Consider the following 18,768-nt stretch of genomic DNA (forward strand, 5'->3'; position numbering starts at 1 on the left):
AACAAAATGAGCGTACTCAATGCAGTCAAAAACAAATTACTGGCGCGCGTTCTTGCTGTGGTTAAACGCGGAGAACCTTATGAAAAAAATTACTCATTAAAATGTTTGGCCGTGTCATAGAAATCAATGGCTGAAAAGGAGAAATCCCCTAAATTGAGATTCTTCCCATTTTTCATTAGCTGGAAATCCCGGTTATAGATATCCAGGCCGTTCGTATAAAACATCAATTTCCCATCTTTGTCACAGATGCTGGCATTGCATCTCCAGATTGGCATATCACTTGGAAATGCAACTGCAATGGTGCTGTCACCATTAAAATCAAGGCCGCTGCCTTCAAATGATATCCATTGATTCGCTTCTTTCTGGGCAAACCCCTTTTGTGTGAGCAGAATAAAAATAATTATCAAAAATCGGTTTATCAATGGATAATAAGCAGTTTTTTCGAATCGATGAACTGTGAGATATTGGTGCAATTATCTAGTGTTAAGTGGTTGTCTTTATAAACTTAAATCATTCATTTAAAATCTTTTCCGTTACCTCTCTACGGTCTGTTTTCGCTTTAAGTAAGTAAACTCCTGGCGGCTGATCATATAGATTGATAAAAGCATGCACAAAACCATTTATTGGTTGCAGCGTAGCGTTGTAGATTAAATTTCCTATAGTGTTATAGATGCTGATAAGCACTTCATGATTAACTCCTGTTATGCTCAGTTGTGTTTTCTGATAGCAGGGATTGGGATAGACGCCATGTGTAAAAACAACATCTTTAACTATAGGCAATGAAGTAAAGACAGTATCACATAGGCTGCCTTCTAAAGCGCCCAAATTGTAATTTGGAATGTTGGGTGCACAACCGAACCACGTAGTGCTATCAATTAAAGGGAAACCCCATTCCACAAAATGACATGCGGTATCTGGTAAATCGGGATTATTAATTACATGTAAGGCATAATCGGCATCGTATGGGGTTATATATATTTTTCCATCTGGACCTAATTGATGTAAATAATAATTAGCAGGAAAGGGATCTTCGATTCCGTTATCTCTGCCAACTATCTGTCTAGTGTTAAAAATATCAGCTTTGGTAATATCAAATTGAAGAATTTCATTAAAATTTGAACTTACATATACAAATTGATTATTAGGTGAAATGCTTACACCTCTTGCCGGCACCCATACACTATCAATTTGAAATGAACGATAATTATACAAATTGCCTGTGCACCTATCGAAATTCATCAGCTCCACGATATTTGAATCACGCGATTGATGTACAAATAAGCTTCCATCGGCAGAGAACTTCATCGGGCTGCTTATTTGTGCATTTACCAGCTTATAAACTATCCCAATATCCTGGATATAAGGCCCTTCAATTCCAGAAGAATCAATCAGGAATTTGTAGTACCTGTTACTTCCATATTCGTGACAAACAAGCCACCAATCTCTTCCATTACCGTGCTTAACAGCTTGTATTCCAGAATCAGTAAGTGTATCTGTCAACACTACAATTTGTTTTTCTCCATTCAATATTGTTCCTAAACCATAGTTTTTACCAAATGAGATTTTTGCATAATAAAGATGGGTTGGATAAAGAATATTGCCAAGTTCTGTATTAATGTAATTCAAGTCATTATAAAACAGATAATAGTTAGAATCATTTGAAGGAAGAGGTAGTATTACTGCACCATCCGGAGTGGCATTGAATCCGTATCCATAAGAAATATAATCGCCTAATGCAAGACTGTCACCATTCTGCATTATTTCACCTAACTGATTAAATACTCGAAAACCATTCGTGTAAAAGAGTAGTTTGCCCTCACTGTCGCAGATACTAGCACTTGTACGCCAAAATAGTTGGCTGTCTGCCCTTGATGAACTCTCAGCAGTATTCAAAAAAGTTATTTCCCCTTTGAAACCACCAACCCATATATTTCCCTGCTTTTGCGACGTAGCATTCATACTTAAGAAAAATAACACGCAGAGGGTAAGATAACACTTCATACTCATCTGATTTTAGCAATCTTCGCCCAAAAAATTTTTCCATCCTGAGTTACCAGCTTAAAGAAGTATAATGCAGATGGTAAATAAGTCAATGAAATATTATACTCATCTACACCTGCTGAAATGATATGAGAATCAATAAGGGTTCCCCAACTGTCGAATAATTGTCCTTTAGATGTATTATCTAAACCCTGTTTAAAAAGGATGGTACAATCTGTTTTTGTAGGATTGGGTATAACACTCATTAAATTTAATGGTGAAGGTTGCAGCGAATCAATTTCATTTTCTTTAGAGGGTGGTGTGCATATTGGGTTATTAACGGGACTAACATTACCCATGGGGTCAAATCCGCTCGCAGCCCCATTTTCGCTATTTAAATAACCTGAACTCGTAGTTGTGAAAAAAATTGTAAAAGCCCCATTAGCACTTTGATTATATGTATGCCATCTACCGTGAGAAGTACCATCATACCATCCAGAAGTAGGTGTCCAATAATTATTTGAAGCCTTATTGCTTGCTCCAATATTTCCTGCATTCGCATCATCTATTAAATAAAACCCTCTTTTGTTATGATTGAACGTATTGCAGTAAATAGAACTTTGATTCAGGGATAATGAAGAAAGTGTCATTCCTTTTTCTACGCCATCCATCTCATTCTGCTCCACATCAAATTGTGTTGCGTTCTCTATATAAAGTCCTGTGGTACCTGAGGTATAGTTGGTTACAGAGCTTCCAAAACCAATTGTGTTGTTATTAACTTTTGATCCATCACCTCCAGTAATTTTGATTCCATAAGTGCTCGCAGGGTTGCTACTGCTCATGTTAATGGTGGTGCCGTAGCTTTGCACATTGCTGTTGATCGCTTCTATACCAATGGTGGATGAACTTATAGTATTGGCCAAACCCAAGTCAGACGCATCCCCAAATATGAATGTAGAAATGCCATTAACATATATGGCGCTTCCGGCAGTGCTGCTTCCGGAAAAAGTGTTATCAGTCACCGTTGCATCGAAGCCGAAGCGATAATCTTCAAGATGGAGATGCTGGTTGTTATTTTGAAAAATGGCGGATTTAATCGACATTCGGGAATCCCTCGAAGCAAAGATGGCTGTGGTGGCATCCTTAATGACGGGGCTCGTTCCAGTTGTATTTATAATAAGCCCGTCATTATTCACCAGGTTGCCTTCGATATCTATACCATCCCACGTGCCGCTACAGCCTTTTAATTGTGTACCGTTAGAAATAGTTAGCTGGCAATTAGGCTCAATTATAATTTTTGCCTTCGGTCCGAAATTAATATTTGTACAATTATTCAGTGTTAGGTTCAGGTTAATTAAGAAAAGCCCGTTGATAGTAATATTGCTGCTGTAATTTTTAATTTCTGCTGCATCATCCAGTGATATACCATTTGGAGTAAAGTAAGTATATGTTCCATTTAAAAATTCAACAAGGTCAAAAGCCGTCAAGTAATTACTTCCACTCTGACCTGATTGTAAATATTCATCTGAGAACGGGTAATAGGTCCCGCTGCCGGTGCAGCAATTCAATACATGGACGGTTGTTTGGTCAGTAGTAGCAGGGCAGGAGGGAGGTGTTGCCGTAAAAGTATAGGTATAGTCCCCTGCATTGTTGGTGTTGCTTGGAGGTGTAAACACGGGATTAGCGGCAGTGGTTGGACTTAAATATGATATATGGCCTCCAGACCACGCCAGGGTTTGGTTAGGATAGCTTACAGTTCCGCCTAGTTCAGGATGGTTATCATCTTTTCCGCTGGTGCATACATACACATCCGGCCCTGCATCGGCCTTAGGGTAAACGTTAGCGGTGACCGTTTGCTCATTGCAATAGCACTTGCCATCAGTTGCAGTTACTGTATAGGTAGTTGTTACATCGGGAGATACTACGACTGAAGTTCCTTCATTGTTCTGTTCAGAGGGATACCAATCGAAAAGTGCACCGGAGGCACCGGATTTTGATAATGTTAGCTCATCCCCAGGACAGATATTTGAGGAACTTGTGCTTACAGAATAGTTGAGGAAGCTTCCGACATTGATTTGAACGGTAACAGAACCACTGATTGCATTGGGAGCAATTGCCTGAATAGTATAAGTCGTTGTTACGCTAGGATTTACTATCGCGGTTGCAGTCGGTCTACTGTAATTGATGGAAGTTGCAGAAGGAGAAATTAAATATTCAGTTCCTCCGCTAAGATACAATGTAACACTGCCACCAGGGCATACGGAGGAATTCGAAACCTGCACATTGGGAAGTAGGGTATACTGTGGCATGTTAACTAAGGAATTTTTTATTACCGTTATACTAAAGGCCGGTAAAATAATATATGAATACAACGTACCCAGAGTTCCGGATATTTCCTTTATTTCTCCAGAATGACCGGTAATGTATCCAAGCGGATTGATAGAAGAAGTATAATTTGGATCTTGCGTTGCCTGAATATATGTTCCGCCATAAGGGAATAATTCATTTGTATACATAAATGTGGTGGAAGAATTAAGATTTAAGACCACTGCTATATTGCTATCACTAGAAGAGTATGGCTGATATTGATCTGCAGCACTGCTAAACATCCAACCATAGACACCTGGATTTTCAGAGTTATCTGCACCCTTATTTTGAAGCGCCTGAGGTAAAGTTATTTCCCTTGCTGTGCGTGCATTTTTGGCAGCTAAGGCTATGTATCTTATCCCTGCACCACTAGCAGCCAATGCATATTTTATGGTAGCGGGACCGCCGCTGCCGAATCCATTTTCATCTTCGAATAAGCCGCCCTTTTCTGCATCAGCAATCATTGTGTGAAAGGTAATATGGGTGATTTTACTATCTTTTAAAAAATTAAGTGCCATCGCACCAACAAACAAGCTGTGTGCCCACCTGCCACCGAGATCGTAGGTATCATCATCTAAATTAAACTCAGTGATCCATCCGTCTTTATCATAAGTACCCAGCAATGAAAGCTGTGGCTGCGGATCATTATCTGTTTCTAAACTATTGTAAGTTACAAAGGGCTGGCTGAACACGATTGGAAGCACCTTAGTCCACAGAGTGGTCAGGTCATAGTTATCGAGGTCTGGATCACTAAAACCATCAGTAGACTTCAGTCCAGAGGATGGATAGACATGAAAGGTCAGTGCATCAATATTATTCATATAGTTGCTTTCAAACAGATGAGTATTCCATTCATTTCTTCTATCGGGGGAACCATTTTTTGTAGTAGCGGCGACAGCGGAAGTTTTAATATCCGGAAAATATTTTTTTATTTCTGCATCCCAATCATGAGCTGCTTGTGCATAATCTCCAGCAGTTTCAAATAATGCATTTGTTTCATCACCGTCTAAATAAAATTCATTACCGAGTTCAGCATACTTAATAGGCAGATTAAGGCAATGGGCTTTAAATAATTCTCCAATCTGTGTGCCCATGTCCGAAGTAATTAAATTGAGTGCGAATATTGGCATGGCAGCAGTTCCGTCTGTTAAATACTTTAAGTCCTGAAGGGTATTCGGTAGGGGTGATGCAGCTCTGTTATCCCATGGAAGATCATCTTTAGCGTAGTCAGGCAGTGGATAGGGATCGAAAAAATTTCTAGCGTCTGCACTTGATGAATTAGCAGTAAAAGTATAGGGATCGTAATTAGTATTATAAAGTGGGTTATCATATCCTCGAAACCATCCTGATTGCCAATTCCACCAGTTTGAAATACTGCCACCCGGATAGCGGATCAAATCAGGATGCATTGCAGGCGCCTTAGTTGGAGGGCCGGGATCTACGCGTTGGCCTGTGCCTATTCCTATACCATTTTTGACTATGTTTTCACCGTTATTACCTATATAGTCCTCACATTTTCGCGCAGTGAGAGATAAATTGGGCTGTAAAATCACCGTGAAATGAGCGCCGCACCCCGTAATGGCAATGTATCCTATTGTTGCCAAAGTGAATTGACCATTTAATGAGGCAAGATTGGCATTGCTTCCTGATAAAAATATGCCATTTAATTCTGCCGTCCCTAATGTTTTAAGACTATCACGAACTCTAAAAAATACCTGATTAAAATTTACTCCCTTCAATTTAATAGTTCCCGAATTTACCGTCAGAGACCCATTTATATCGAAGGCAAAGTAGGAATCTGAATTGCCATTCAGGGTTAAGGTGTCAGTTAGAGTAACATTTCCGGTTATTCTATAAATACCAGGAGACTGAGTTACATTATTTAAATTGGATGATATTGCTGTAGCAGTCAGTTGAGAAATTTTAGTTTTTGCAGTGTCAGCATGCCGCAATGCTAAATTAACTGAAGATGTATTCACAAGTACTGAGTCACTTGCAAAAATGCTATCAATTGAAAAGCCGGATCCAACAGCACCTTCAACGGTTATAGTACAATTTAAACTCCAAATGCTACCCTGAGCGAGTAGTGGAAATCTTTTGACTGATTTAATATCAAAGCCATTCACCGTTACATTCACCGAATCGAAGCCAATTGAGCCATCTGCATCTGATACGCGCAAATAATATTTATTCGTCGTAAAGGGTGTTGCATATGGATTAGCTGAGGTTGCATTGTCCAAAGCGTAAGAGGTAATCCACTGATAAGAATAGGGTGAAACCCCACCTGTTGCAGATGGCGAGCCTCCAAGTGTAGCAGTAGAACCTAGGGAAATACTTGTATTACTGCCGGCATGAGAATAAACCTGACTTGATCGTTTACCAATGGTAAAATAGCTCAAGGCATTTACTGTGCTATTTGATTGCATGCTTCCACTGCTTACCGTACCACTTATGGTAACAGGACCAACGTTGTTCCATTTTCCACCATCCCATCTTGCAATTTTTAATGATTGAGTTGTTACAATATCACAGGTACTATTATCCCAATAGAGAGTAACCTTTACCAGGCTTGTACCTAGAGTCCTCTTTAAGATCCAGTACTCGCATTTGCTGATATATGTCAGGGAATCCCGATTTATGCTAACACTTTGACCAGTATTAAAATATTCTGCGCGAAACGCATCAGTTGCTACCGAAGGCGCTGTGATAGCAATAGGTTTATACGTTGTTCCCTTTCCTACTGGAAAGGTAAAGGCACTGTTTCCAACCTTAATTATTGGTCCTTTCACGAAGCTGCTGCCAGAAGCACTCGTGGCGGTTGCACCGCTTCTTAAGGTTAGCACATTCACCGTATCGGTAATTAGATAACCATTTACCAAGTCTATATTGTTCGATACAGAAAGGTTCTTCTGCAACGTCACTTGTCCACCGTTTTTATCAATTACCACCTTATACAACTGCGGCGAAACCGCACCATAGATGGTTTGAGCATTGGTCCCGGTAAATTTAAAGGTTGTGGTACCTATGGAATTGAACGAAGTGTTATTCCACTTTATGTTTTTCAGTATTTTTAATATGCCACCATTGATAATGCAATCTGCAGTTTGAGAAGTAAGGAATGTATCAGCTACCTGGACTGTACCGGAGACCGTGTGAACACCACCCATGCCAAACATCTCAAGATCATAAAACTTCATGGTGCCACTGGAGCTATTCTTCAGCGTGTTATTGTAGTAACAGATCACCCGTGAACTTCCTTCATTTACTGTTCCGGCGATATATTCCCACATGGTGCTTCCACCATACCTATTCTTCCCATTAAGGTTACCGTTCCTCCTGTTTTATTAAATTGAATATTTGGCATCTTACCAGAGATACTACTGCCCTGGTTATCATTAATGGTTTGCGTACCGGTGCCGTTAACGATGATGGTAACCGTTCCACCTCCAACGGATGCTGTATTGGAACTTAGAATATTACCAGGTACTTCAATGGTAGAGCTGGTAGTGGTATTCAGGAAGAGTTGATTACTACCTGACAACGTCAGCTTATGATCTACCTCAAGTGTTATGTTTTTAATAGTGAACTGAGTTGTTTGAGATGGAGCAGTAAATTCAGCATCGTAGAAGATATAGCGGCTGGTATTACCTGATGAATTAACAATGGTAGTGGTACTAGAGGCTCTTTTGAAAACAACTTTACCACTGTTATGTGTGAAGCTTCCTGTCTTTAGGGTTACATCACCTGCTAAGGTCATGGTGCCTGAAGTGCTGGTGAAAGCAGTTCCATCAATGGTAAAGGAGCTATTGCAGTTGATGGTAGCACTGCCGCCACTAAAGATGCCGCCTTTGAAGCTACCGATATCAAAGGTGAGTGTCTTGCCGGTATTAAGCGAAACGGTGCCGGTATATAGTGAAGTCATGGTCACCTTAGCAACGGTAAGGTTTGAATCCAAGGTCGCACTGGTTACCGAACAGTTATTGAAGATGATGGTATCAACTAAGGTCGGTGGTGTAGTTGCTATTCCACCACTGCAGCTTCCAACCTGATAGTTCCCTTTAACCTTCATACTGGTGGAAGCACCTTGCGGCTTCCAGTAGAGGTTCCGCTGTGAGTAAATATTTGATGAAATCGAAAAGAATAGGGAAAAGAGTAGTGAGGTGAGTAATAGTTTTTTCATGGAGGTGAATCAGGTTGAGAATAGTGGTAGGAGAAATGATTAAGTGCATTGAGGTGTGGACGTATCTATGCCACACTACATTAAGATGATGGTGCGATATGGTTTGCTTAGAAGTACGATGCTTTGTACTCCATCTCTTCCACGGTAGTTGCTTCAGTGGTTAGAAGAAGGTCGAGGTAGTAGTCACCATGAGAAAAGCTTCCAAGTGGCAGAACAAGCATGTTATCTGCTTCGGTCAAGTTGGTTCCTAAAGTGAACGTTTGATTCGATAGGTCACTGCTGTCAGGAGCTGAGCCGATGAGTACCTGTACCGATTGCACTGGAAGGCTGTCAGAGAGGAATACGGTGAGGTTACCGGAAAACCAGTCGATTGAAGAATCGAGGATCTTCGTTTGGGCTTTTGAAAAAAGCACGCTTAAAAAAAGCACACCAAGTGTGGAGAAAAGTTTCATAGAGAGAATAGGGTTTATTGTAAAAAGGGTGAGAAGTGAAGTTTCAAATTAACCTAGAGACATATAAAACTATCAAGGTTTAATTTGAGATTATACAAACTCATCAACTTTTGTTACTAAAAGAATATTGGAACGCAAAGGAGGTTTGTCGCACCAAGGAAAAAGCCGAATGAATATTCGGCTTTGAGAGTGGTGAGGGCCAGAATTGAACTGGCGACGCAAGGATTTTCAGTCCTTCGCTCTACCAACTGAGCTACCCCACCCTGGTAAAGGAATGCAAAAGTAAAAGATTTGAATAAAAGTGGAAAGGATTAATCCAGTTGCAATGGAATTTTTAAAAAGGAGCTCATTTCTCTACCGGTTAATAATAAGTGTTCCTTGTTTTTTGAATAGGCAACTGTAACATTTTTTCCGTTATCGCTTAATAAGCCCAAAAGGAATTTTTGATTCCCTTTCGCAGTCAGTAAAACCTTATCAAAAGAAGTGAGCGGATAAGTATAAATCTTTTGAAAATATCCTAAGTGTTTGTATATAAAATAACATTTAGATTCATTATTATCTAATACTATTTTTCCATTTGCAGAAAGTATCCAAACACCGGAAAACAAAATGAGTGTAGAAAGTGCTAAAGGAAATACAGCAAGCTCACTGTTAAAAAAGCCGCGGAAAAGCATGGATAAAACAAACGTGATTACCCCTGCAGTAAAGACCGGATTCCAGACCTTATTAGGAATGCTTTCAAGGACGAGGAATTGATCTTGTTTTTCTGCCAGCAAAGGAATATTTACATAATTTACCAGGTATAAAATTTTTTTCAATCCGTAAAAGTTATCTAAACGAAAAAGTAGATTTATCCGGCAATATTTTTATTTAGTTTAATCAGCGTATTTATTGTGCAGAATTAAAAATCCGGTTAAAATCACAGCAGAAATACCATTAAGATGGGAGATAACAGACAGCTTTTTTTAAATCGTATTGCGCAAACTTCAGGCATTCCCTTACTGCTTGAAATCGAAAAGGCTGAAGGCATTTTTCTATATGATTTTTCGGGAGAAAAATACTTGGATCTGATTTCCGGTATCAGTGTAAGCAATATTGGCCATCGGAATCTTAATGTGATCAAAGCAATTAATTACCAGTTGGAAAAGTACCTGCATGTAATGGTGTATGGTGAATTTGTTTTATCGCCTCAAGTGCAATTTGCTCAAATGCTCACTGATCACCTTCCCATCGACTTGAATTGCGTTTACTTTACAAATTCCGGCACGGAAGCTACCGAAGGAGCATTAAAGCTTGCCAAGCGGCTGACTAATAGGGCAGAAGTAGTTTCCTTTCGCAATTCCTATCATGGCAGCTCACAGGGTGCCTTAAGCGTAATGGGTGATGAATATTGGCGCAATGCCTTTCGTCCGCTGATTCCCGGGAACCGGATACTACATTTCAACAATGAGGACGACCTTCTTTACATAAGTAATGAAACAGCAGCTGTAATTCTTGAGCCGGTACAGGCCGAGGCAGGAGTGATAGTTCCTGAAAATGATTTTCTGAAAAAGGTAAGAAACCGATGTAATGAAACCGGTTCAATAATGATTCTGGACGAATGTCAAACCGCATTTGGCCGAACAGGATCATTATTCTGCTTCGAACAATATGAATTTATTCCTGATATAATATTATTAGCAAAAGCACTTGGCGGCGGAATGCCTTTAGGAGCTTTTATCTCTTCGAAAGAAAAGATGATTGCCTTAACTGACAATCCTGTTTTAGGCCACATCACCACCTTTGGAGGGCATCCTGTTTGCTGTGCCGCGGGAAAAGCCGCTATGGAAGTATTAATAGAAGAAAAATTGATAGATAGTGTTCAGGAAAAAAAAATTCTTTTCCAAAACAATCTGCAGCATCCTGCTATTAAGAGCTTCAGAAGTGCAGGACTTCTGATTAGTTTAGAATTTGAAAATGAAATGATAAACCAGAAGATTGTTCAGGCATGTATTAAAAAAGGGGTATTGACGGATTGGTTTTTATTTGCTCCACAATGCATGCGTATTGCTCCTCCATTGATTATTTCTTTAGAGCAAATAACAGAGATATGTAAAATTATTTTAAGCTCTATTGATGAAGTGCTGAAATAATAATAACAACAATAATCTCATTCTTTTATAACCCGTTCCGGATCTGCAACCTTAAGTTGCAGTTGTTGTGCCGCATTATTAAATGCAGGTACTTGTAAACTATAAATATTCTGGAGACGAGTCATTATTGGAGCTATCCTGCTGTTAAGTTCTGTGAGTACTGCAAATTGCTGTTGCGTAGGTCGGGTATCTGAATTCCGAATAAAATCCTGTAAAGCGTTATAGCGCTCTATAAGCTGCATAGGATAGCGAAGATCATCTTCTCCGGCTTTAATCTTTGAGTTTATCAGCGTGTCCTGTATTTTCTGCAACGAATCAATTAAAGGATCAGCAATTTTTTTGAGCGTTAATATTTTAGTGGTGTCACTGAAGCTATTGACAAAATTATTAACCTGATCCTGCACACCGCGAATCTGTAAAATGGTTTTAATGATTTCATTTTGTTTCTTATTGATCTGCATCATTAAATCCTGCTGCGAATTGAGGTCTTCAACAGAAGATTTTACTTTTGGATTTAACATAACGGAAAAGCTTCTTTGCATCAGCAACGTATCACCTTTCATGAGTTTCACAATGTAATTTCCGGGAATTACTTTCGGGCCTTTAAGTGATTCATTTCCCCAATACTCGTCCTCAATATGCCGGGAATCCGGATACCTCAGATCCCATGCAAAACGATTCATGCCACTGTCAGCCGGAAGAATATCCTTTTTATGTTTTGGGTCTTCATAGAAATCCGGTTTGTTTTTCAATGGTTCTCCGTACTTATCAATTTTATTGGAAAAAGCAATAATACTATCGCCACCTGAAGTATAGAAAGCCAGTTTAATTTCTCCTTTTGGTTTTCGTTTTAAATAATAGTCAATTATTACTCCGTTTGGTGCATTTGTTCCTTCCTGCCGCTGAACGACTTCATCACTTTCCGCCTCAAGTTGCTTTCCGTCCATGCGAATGGCAGGATTGGGCTGGTAAAGCCAATAGGCAGAATGGGATATAGAATCGTTAATCTGGTAGAGCGGGCTTAAATCATCGAGCACCCAGAATGCTCTTCCGTGTGTAGCTATAACCAGGTCTTTTAAATCTTTCTTTACCTGGATATCATGAACAGGAGTTACAGGAAGATTGAGCTGAAGCGACTGCCAGTGATCACCATTATCGAATGAAGTATATACACCCGTTTCAGTTCCTGCATAAAGCAACTTTTTTCTATTGGGGTCTTCCCGCACACATCGCGTATATACATCAGCAGGTAATCCCCTGGTGATCATTTCCCAGGATTTTCCATAGTTGGTAGTTCGATAAATATAAGGATGGGTATCATCAAGGCGATAACGATGCGCTGCAAAGAAACAGGTGCCTGCATCATAATGGGAGGGTTCAATGATGCTTACTGTTGACCATGCAGGTAAAACTTTTGGAGTAACATCTGTCCAGTTCTTGCCATCATCGGTGCTTAAATGTATAAGGCCGTCATCACTTCCAGCCCAAAGTTCACCCTGTTTGGCCGGAGATTCTGCAAAAGCATATACAGTGCAATAAATTTCAGCGCCTGTATTATCGGGTGTAATAGGTCCTCCACTTTGCAATTGCTTTGAGGGATCATTACGGGTAAGATCTGGTGATATAGTTTCCCAGCTCATGCCGCCGTTTACAGACCGATGGATATATTGTGAAGTGCAAAACAGCTCTTTAGGATTCCATGGTGAAAAAGCAATTGGATAAGTCCATGCAAAGCGGTTTTTTAAAAAATCTGCTCCCCAGCCGTCATTAATAAGCGGATAGACTGAAACTACCTGAAATTGCTCGTTATTTTTATCGTGACGGGTCATTATGCCATCGTATTCACCTCCATAAGATACAATGGGGTCAGTCGGGTCAGGCACTATATAGCCTGCTTCGCCACCTGCGGGCACATACCAGTCGCTTGCACCAATAGTTGAACCATATGATCTGGTTGCAATTCGGACAGGCCCCCAATCCTGCTGTCCTCCGTATGCATGGTAAGGGAAATCGTTATCGAGGTTTACGTGGTAAAACTGGCAGGTCGGCAAGTCTTCGCGGGTCCAGGTTTTGCCACCGTTAAATGTCACTGTAGCACTTCCGTCATCAGCAATAATAAAATTATCAGAGTTATCCGGGTTGATCCACACATCGTGGTTATCTCCATGTTCCTGTGTTATTTTTGAAAATGACATTCCTCCATCTATAGATTTCCAGAACTCTACATTACTTATATAAAGCAGGTTTTCATTATTAGGATCACAATATATTTCGGAAAAGTACCATGGTCTTTGAGTAAGGTCATTTTTTGCAGATGCAGTGTCCCATGTTTTTCCGCCATTATCACTTCTATATAACCGGGCATTTTTATTTTCTACCATTGCATATACCCTTTGCGGGTTTGAAGCCGCAACTGCAATGCAAATCTTTCCCAGCAATCCTTTGGGCATGCCCGGGTTCTGTGAAAGAGATGTCCAGGTATCGCCTCCATCAATGCTCTTATACAATCCACCTCCTGTTCCTCCGCTGGTAAGTTTCCAGGGCTTTCGGTTTACCTGCCATAGGGATGCATATATAATGTTAGGATTTGTGGGATCATAATCAATATCAATAGCTCCCGTGCTGTCATTTTTTACAAGCACCTGCTGCCAGGATTTACCTCCATCTTTTGTTCTGTATACTCCGCGCTCTTTATTTACCCCAAACATTTTCCCCATCACCGCCGCAAAAGCGACATCCGGATTATTTGGATGGATGATAATTCTTCCTGTTGCTGACGCATCAAGAGTGAGCACATGTTTCCATGTTTTACCTGCATCGATGGATTTATAAATTCCGTCACCCATTATAGCAGTATTACGAATGGCTGCTTCACCCATTCCAGCATATATTACATTGGGATCACTGGCGGAAACAGCCAATGCTCCTACTGATGCTGAATGAAAATTTGAATCGGAAATAGAGACCCAGGTGTTCCCTGCATCAGTGGTTTTCCATACACCGCCTCCTGTTGCACCAAGATAATAGATAAGCGGATTTCCAACTACTCCGCTGGCAGTCAGCGATCGTCCACCCTGGTAGGGTCCAATATTTCGCCACTTCATTCCGGAATATAGCTGCCTGCTGAATACTTCCGTGGAAGCGGCATTGCTCACTTTTTTGGAGGAAGATTTCTGTGCAAAACCGTATGAAGCGAATAAGAAAGAATGGATCGATACAATAAAGACTAACTGAACTCTCATGAGTATATTTTTGGTGTAAGTATAGAATTATCGGGCAGCAACCTTTTTAACGGCAGGTCTTTTTCCAGTAAAAATATTATTGAACTCTTTACCGATATTGATAAACGTAAGATGGTTGAGAGGAAACTCCAGCAGCACATGGGAAAAGCTGAGAAAAAACAGCCATTTTAATCCCAATTTGTAATCATAAGCATAAATACCAATTGAGGCAAGCCATATTATTATAATTCCTGCAAGACGTGACTTCGAAATATTATGCCACTGGATTACAGATGTTTTGGAAAACCAGTTCAGATAATGATACATGTAGGCAAACCCTATAAATGCCATTACTGCAAAAGCAGAACGACTCTGATAGAGTGCATTGTTAACGAACTGAAAGTATTCCTGGATATTGGCCGGCTGATTAAAATCATGTTTGGTAAAGGGTGTCATTAAATAATAATTCAACATCTGGAAATCATGGTAATTATTTTTGACATTAGAAGAAACGATATAGCCGGTTCTTTCAGGAAATAAATAAAAGAAACTCATCGTGCATAAAATAAATACTGCAAGAGAACTGATTCCGGAAATGCTTCTTCCCCGAAGGGCACCCACAAGTATAAAGAGACCGGTGAATATAAAAACATGAATTATGGTGGGAAGAAAAACACTGAATACAGAGCTTAATGCATCACTTTTAACAACCAATCCTGAAAGAGGAAATAATAAAAAGATAAGCAAGAGCCGGGTATAAATATTCTTAACCAGAACAAAGATGAGCGCTGTGCTGAAGGCGAAAAAAGTAATAGCGGTTGCCATTCCCGGTGTTATGCGGGGAATCAACTGAAGGGAAGCTAACGTAATAAGTACCCCGGCAGCAAGCAGTAATATAAAGTCGTATTTACCTTTTGTAAAATAGTGACGGTCATGAAGCCATGAAATTTCCGTTAGATAATGCAATGGGCCAAGCACTGCATATACCACAAGAAAAGTTTCAAAGGGAAATATAAAGGCCGTTATTGCCGAAATGATCATCAGGCCAATATTCAGGTAATTCACCTGGTCCGCCGATAGCTTTAAGTTAAACATCATGTAATAGCAGGTGACGAAATTAATTCATTCCGAAGGAAGAATTTACGATTATTTAAGAGGTGTATCTTAACAAGGAAATAGAGATGGATTCATTTCCAATTTTGAAGTTAAGTTAAATATGCTCCACATCTTTTACAGCACTGCTGATTTTAATTAGTGCACTTCCGAAAAACATTAAATCAACACCAATACCAAACCCAATAACATATAAGCCAGAGAAAGGCCATTTTATAAAAACAAGGATTCCCAGCGATAAGGACAAGATACCACTAAACAGGATCCATGATTTTCCTGCAAACTCATTTGTTGTTGCCACAATGATGCGGTAAATACCGCCTAATATTAGAAACGCTGCAAGAACTATTGTCATGGAAAAAGCCGTAGCCGTGAAATTGGTTGCGATTAAACCACCGGCAATAATGGAAAGAATGCCGAAGATCAATTCAAAGTTTAATCCGCTTTTAGTTTCCGCCGGACGGAAGCCATATATACCCTGCACAATACCGGCTATTATCAAAATCATTCCAAAGAAAAGCACGCTTACCAATGTGGCAACCATGGCGAAAGAGAGTGCAATAATGCCTAATATAATCAGGAAAATTCCCAGTAGCATTATCCATCTTCGGTTTTCTTCTAATTCATCAATAAAATAAGCTTTCATGAGAGGTGTTTGGTATCAAAGTTAAAAGAAGGAAAAGTATGTACAAGGTGTTTAATCTTTATTTTTAACGTAATCATTGCTTTAGTTAAGGTCAAGTACCGTTTATTTAGTTCATTTTTTTTATCCATTCAGTATTTTTATCGACTATAAAAATTTTGTTTTCGTTATAATATGGAAAAAAAGGAAACATTAAGCATTATAATACCCGCTTATAACGAAGGCAAAACCATCCATCTTATTCTAAATAAAATAAAAACAGTAGCGTTAAAAGCAAATATTAACAAAGAGGTAATTATAGTTAACGATTGCTCTCTGGATAACACCGAGGAAGTAATTCTTACTTACATTAATACCAATCCCCAGCTAAAAATTCAATATTATAAACATAATAAAAATGCAGGTAAAGGTGCTGCATTACATACAGGTATTAATAAAGCCTCCGGTGAATATATTATTATACAGGATGCTGATCTCGAATATGACCCGAATGAATACAATATTTTGCTGGAACCCATATTGAATGGATTTGCTGACGTAGTATTTGGTTCGCGGTTTATGGGAGGTAAGCCCCACCGGCTATTATTTTTCTGGCATTCTATTGGGAATAAAATGCTTACCTCATTGTGCAATATGTTTTCAAACCTCAACATGACGGATATGGAAACCTGTTATAAACTATTTAAAACAGAGATTCTTCATTCCATTGTTCTTAAAGAGAAACGTTTTGGATTCGAGCCTGAGGTAACATTAAAGATTTCGCGTGTACCTGATGTGCGTATTTATGAAGTCGGAATTTCTTACTATGGACGTACCTATTCAGAGGGAAAAAAAATAGGATGGAAGGATGGACTTTGGGCTATCTTTTGCATTTTTAAATATGGCTTAATGTCTTCATAAGCAAATTGGTTGTATCATTTTTGTTTTTTAAAATTTCAATATTCTCATCCAGCAGTCAGGTATCTTGAATTTTCCCAGCAATTCTTTCGGCCTTCTTTTTATTGTTACTACAATAGTTTATGTAATTGGATTATTTGTTGAAGTAATGGATGTAGATGCAGCTCAATATGCATCGATAAGCCGTGAAATGTTTAACAATCACCAATATTTACAAGTACTTTATAATGGTGAAAATTATCTTGACAAGCCCCCATTGCTTTTTTGGCTTTCTGCTATATCCTTTAAGATCTTCGGGATAAATACTGTTGCTTATAAACTACCTTCCTTTTTATTTACACTTCTGGGAGTTTATTCTACTTATCGGCTGGCAAGCCGGTTGTATGATATTAAAACAGGAACCCTGGCTGCGTTAATACTCTATACCTGTCAGGCTTTTTTTCTGTTTAATAATGATGTTCGGACGGATACCATTCTTACAGGCGCATCGGTATTTGCTGCCTGGCAGCTTCTCGTTTTTTACGATACCGACAGGTTTCGAAATTTAATACTTGGCTTTACAGGAATTGCTTTTGCTATGATGGCGAAAGGCCCTATCGGGGCAATTGTTCCGGCCTCAGCTATTGGGGTTCATCTTTTTTACCGGCGGGATTGGAAAAAGCTTTTTAATTGGAAATGGCTGGCAGGAATAACCTGGGGCCTGTTATTAATGGCTCCCATGTTATGGGGCCTGTATGAACAATACGGGGGATATGGGCCTAAGTTTTTTTTCTGGATTCAAAGCTTCGGTCGCATTACCGGTGTGAATACATGGGAAAATAATACGGGATATTTTTTTTTCGTCCACACTTTTTTGTGGGCATTTCTGCCATGGTCACCCCTGACTGTGGTAGCTTTATTTTCGAAAATTACTGAACTGTTTAAGACACATTTTGTAAAGAATACTTCTTTAGAGTTATTTTCATTTGGTGGATTTTTATTACCCTTTTTTGCTTTGTCTTTTTCCCATTATAAATTGCCTCATTACATCTTTATTCTTTTTCCCTATGCTGCAATTATGTGCGGCAATTTTTTATATGGAGCTTCCCTAAATCAGGTAAGAACATTCCGCATTCTTTTTCCCTTCCAATATATTATTATGCTGTTATTATGGATTTCAGTAATCATTTTATGCATCTATATTTTCCCGATTGAAAATGCTTTTAAATGGGCCATTTTAGCTTTTATTTTAGCATATATAATATACTGTTGGCGAGGTACAGAAAATAACCGGCATAAATTTATTGTTGTTTCTGCATTAACGATGGTAGCAATAAATTTTATTCTTAATGCGCACATCTATCCTGCACTACTTAAGTACCAGTCAGGAAGTATGCTTGCGAAAATTGCAGTCGCAAAAAAAATTCCGGATAATAGTTTGGTTTTTTATAAAGATGAAATTAATTCCTTCGAATTTTACTATGGGTCAATTATTCCTGTTATAACTGCGGAAGAATTAAAAAATAAAATTGAAAGGAAGCAAAGTTGCTGGATATTGGGAAATGATGATTTAATAGAGAGTTTGAAGGAAAATAATACTATTCCATCGACTAAAATAGAAGTAAATGATTTTCCTATTACAAAGTTGAATTTTTATTTTCTTAATCCGTCAAAGCGACAAACTCAACTTAGAAAAAAATATCTGGTTGCTATCATGTAATTTATCAGTTAATGCAGCAACCATCATATTGCTAAAAGATTGATCAGGCTTTTCAGTAGAATATTTTTTTAAAATACCTTTGAA

At 39.0% G+C, this 18,768-nt stretch carries 12 protein-coding genes and 1 tRNA gene; 3 read left to right on the forward strand and 10 right to left on the reverse strand.

Annotated features, from left to right (window positions below; translation table 11 throughout):
* Nucleotides 1-89 precede the first annotated feature (89 nt).
* The 7 genes from H0W62_14525 to H0W62_14555 form a co-directional block, all read right to left on the reverse strand.
* Entirely contained in the window at nt 90-407 is a 318-nt protein-coding gene (locus H0W62_14525) for a hypothetical protein (GenBank protein MBA3649734.1), read from the reverse strand.
* Nucleotides 408-510: 103 nt separating this feature from the next.
* A complete protein-coding gene (locus H0W62_14530) occupies nt 511-2,001 on the reverse strand; it encodes a T9SS type A sorting domain-containing protein (protein MBA3649735.1) in 1,491 nt (496 codons plus the stop codon).
* Nucleotides 2,002-2,003: 2 nt separating this feature from the next.
* Nucleotides 2,004-7,637 carry a hypothetical protein gene (locus H0W62_14535; GenBank protein ID MBA3649736.1) on the reverse strand — a complete coding sequence of 1,878 codons (5,634 nt, stop codon included), beginning with the start codon at nt 7,635-7,637 and terminating at the stop codon, nt 2,004-2,006.
* Complete coding sequence (locus tag H0W62_14540; protein ID MBA3649737.1) at nt 7,610-8,527, reverse strand: hypothetical protein; 918 nt, start codon at nt 8,525-8,527, stop codon at nt 7,610-7,612. The genes H0W62_14535 and H0W62_14540 overlap by 28 nt, the downstream gene beginning before the upstream one ends.
* A gap of 107 nt (nt 8,528-8,634) precedes the next feature.
* Complete coding sequence (locus tag H0W62_14545; protein MBA3649738.1) at nt 8,635-8,979, reverse strand: hypothetical protein; 345 nt, start codon at nt 8,977-8,979, stop codon at nt 8,635-8,637.
* A 190-nt stretch (nt 8,980-9,169) separates the two neighbouring features.
* A tRNA-Phe gene (locus tag H0W62_14550) sits at nt 9,170-9,242 on the reverse strand.
* Nucleotides 9,243-9,290: 48 nt separating this feature from the next.
* On the reverse strand, nt 9,291-9,797 hold the full coding sequence (locus tag H0W62_14555) for a hypothetical protein (protein ID MBA3649739.1): 507 nt from the start codon (nt 9,795-9,797) through the stop codon (nt 9,291-9,293).
* Between the two features lie 123 nt (nt 9,798-9,920).
* On the opposite strand from H0W62_14555, the gene H0W62_14560 reads away from it, so the two are divergent.
* Nucleotides 9,921-11,111 (forward strand): aspartate aminotransferase family protein, encoded by a 1,191-nt coding sequence (locus H0W62_14560; GenBank protein MBA3649740.1) that lies wholly within the window; start codon nt 9,921-9,923, stop codon nt 11,109-11,111.
* Nucleotides 11,112-11,128: 17 nt separating this feature from the next.
* Here the strand turns inward: H0W62_14560 and H0W62_14565 are convergent, their stop codons facing one another.
* The 3 genes from H0W62_14565 to H0W62_14575 form a co-directional block, all read right to left on the reverse strand.
* A complete protein-coding gene (locus tag H0W62_14565; GenBank protein ID MBA3649741.1) occupies nt 11,129-14,353 on the reverse strand; it encodes a glycosyl hydrolase in 3,225 nt (1,074 codons plus the stop codon).
* Nucleotides 14,354-14,380: 27 nt separating this feature from the next.
* Nucleotides 14,381-15,430 carry a hypothetical protein gene (locus H0W62_14570; protein ID MBA3649742.1) on the reverse strand — a complete coding sequence of 350 codons (1,050 nt, stop codon included), beginning with the start codon at nt 15,428-15,430 and terminating at the stop codon, nt 14,381-14,383.
* Nucleotides 15,431-15,542: 112 nt separating this feature from the next.
* Nucleotides 15,543-16,091: a DUF308 domain-containing protein gene (locus H0W62_14575; protein MBA3649743.1), complete on the reverse strand. Its 549-nt coding sequence runs from the start codon at nt 16,089-16,091 to the stop codon at nt 15,543-15,545.
* Between the two features lie 171 nt (nt 16,092-16,262).
* On the opposite strand from H0W62_14575, the gene H0W62_14580 reads away from it, so the two are divergent.
* Together H0W62_14580 and H0W62_14585 are read left to right on the forward strand one after the other, a co-directional pair.
* A complete protein-coding gene (locus H0W62_14580) occupies nt 16,263-16,988 on the forward strand; it encodes a glycosyltransferase family 2 protein (protein MBA3649744.1) in 726 nt (241 codons plus the stop codon).
* Between the two features lie 64 nt (nt 16,989-17,052).
* Entirely contained in the window at nt 17,053-18,684 is a 1,632-nt protein-coding gene (locus H0W62_14585; protein MBA3649745.1) for a glycosyltransferase family 39 protein, read from the forward strand.
* The last annotated feature ends 84 nt before the right edge of the window (nt 18,685-18,768 follow it).

This window comes from Chitinophagales bacterium, assembly GCA_013816805.1.
Classification (GTDB): domain Bacteria; phylum Bacteroidota; class Bacteroidia; order Chitinophagales; family UBA10324; genus MGR-bin340.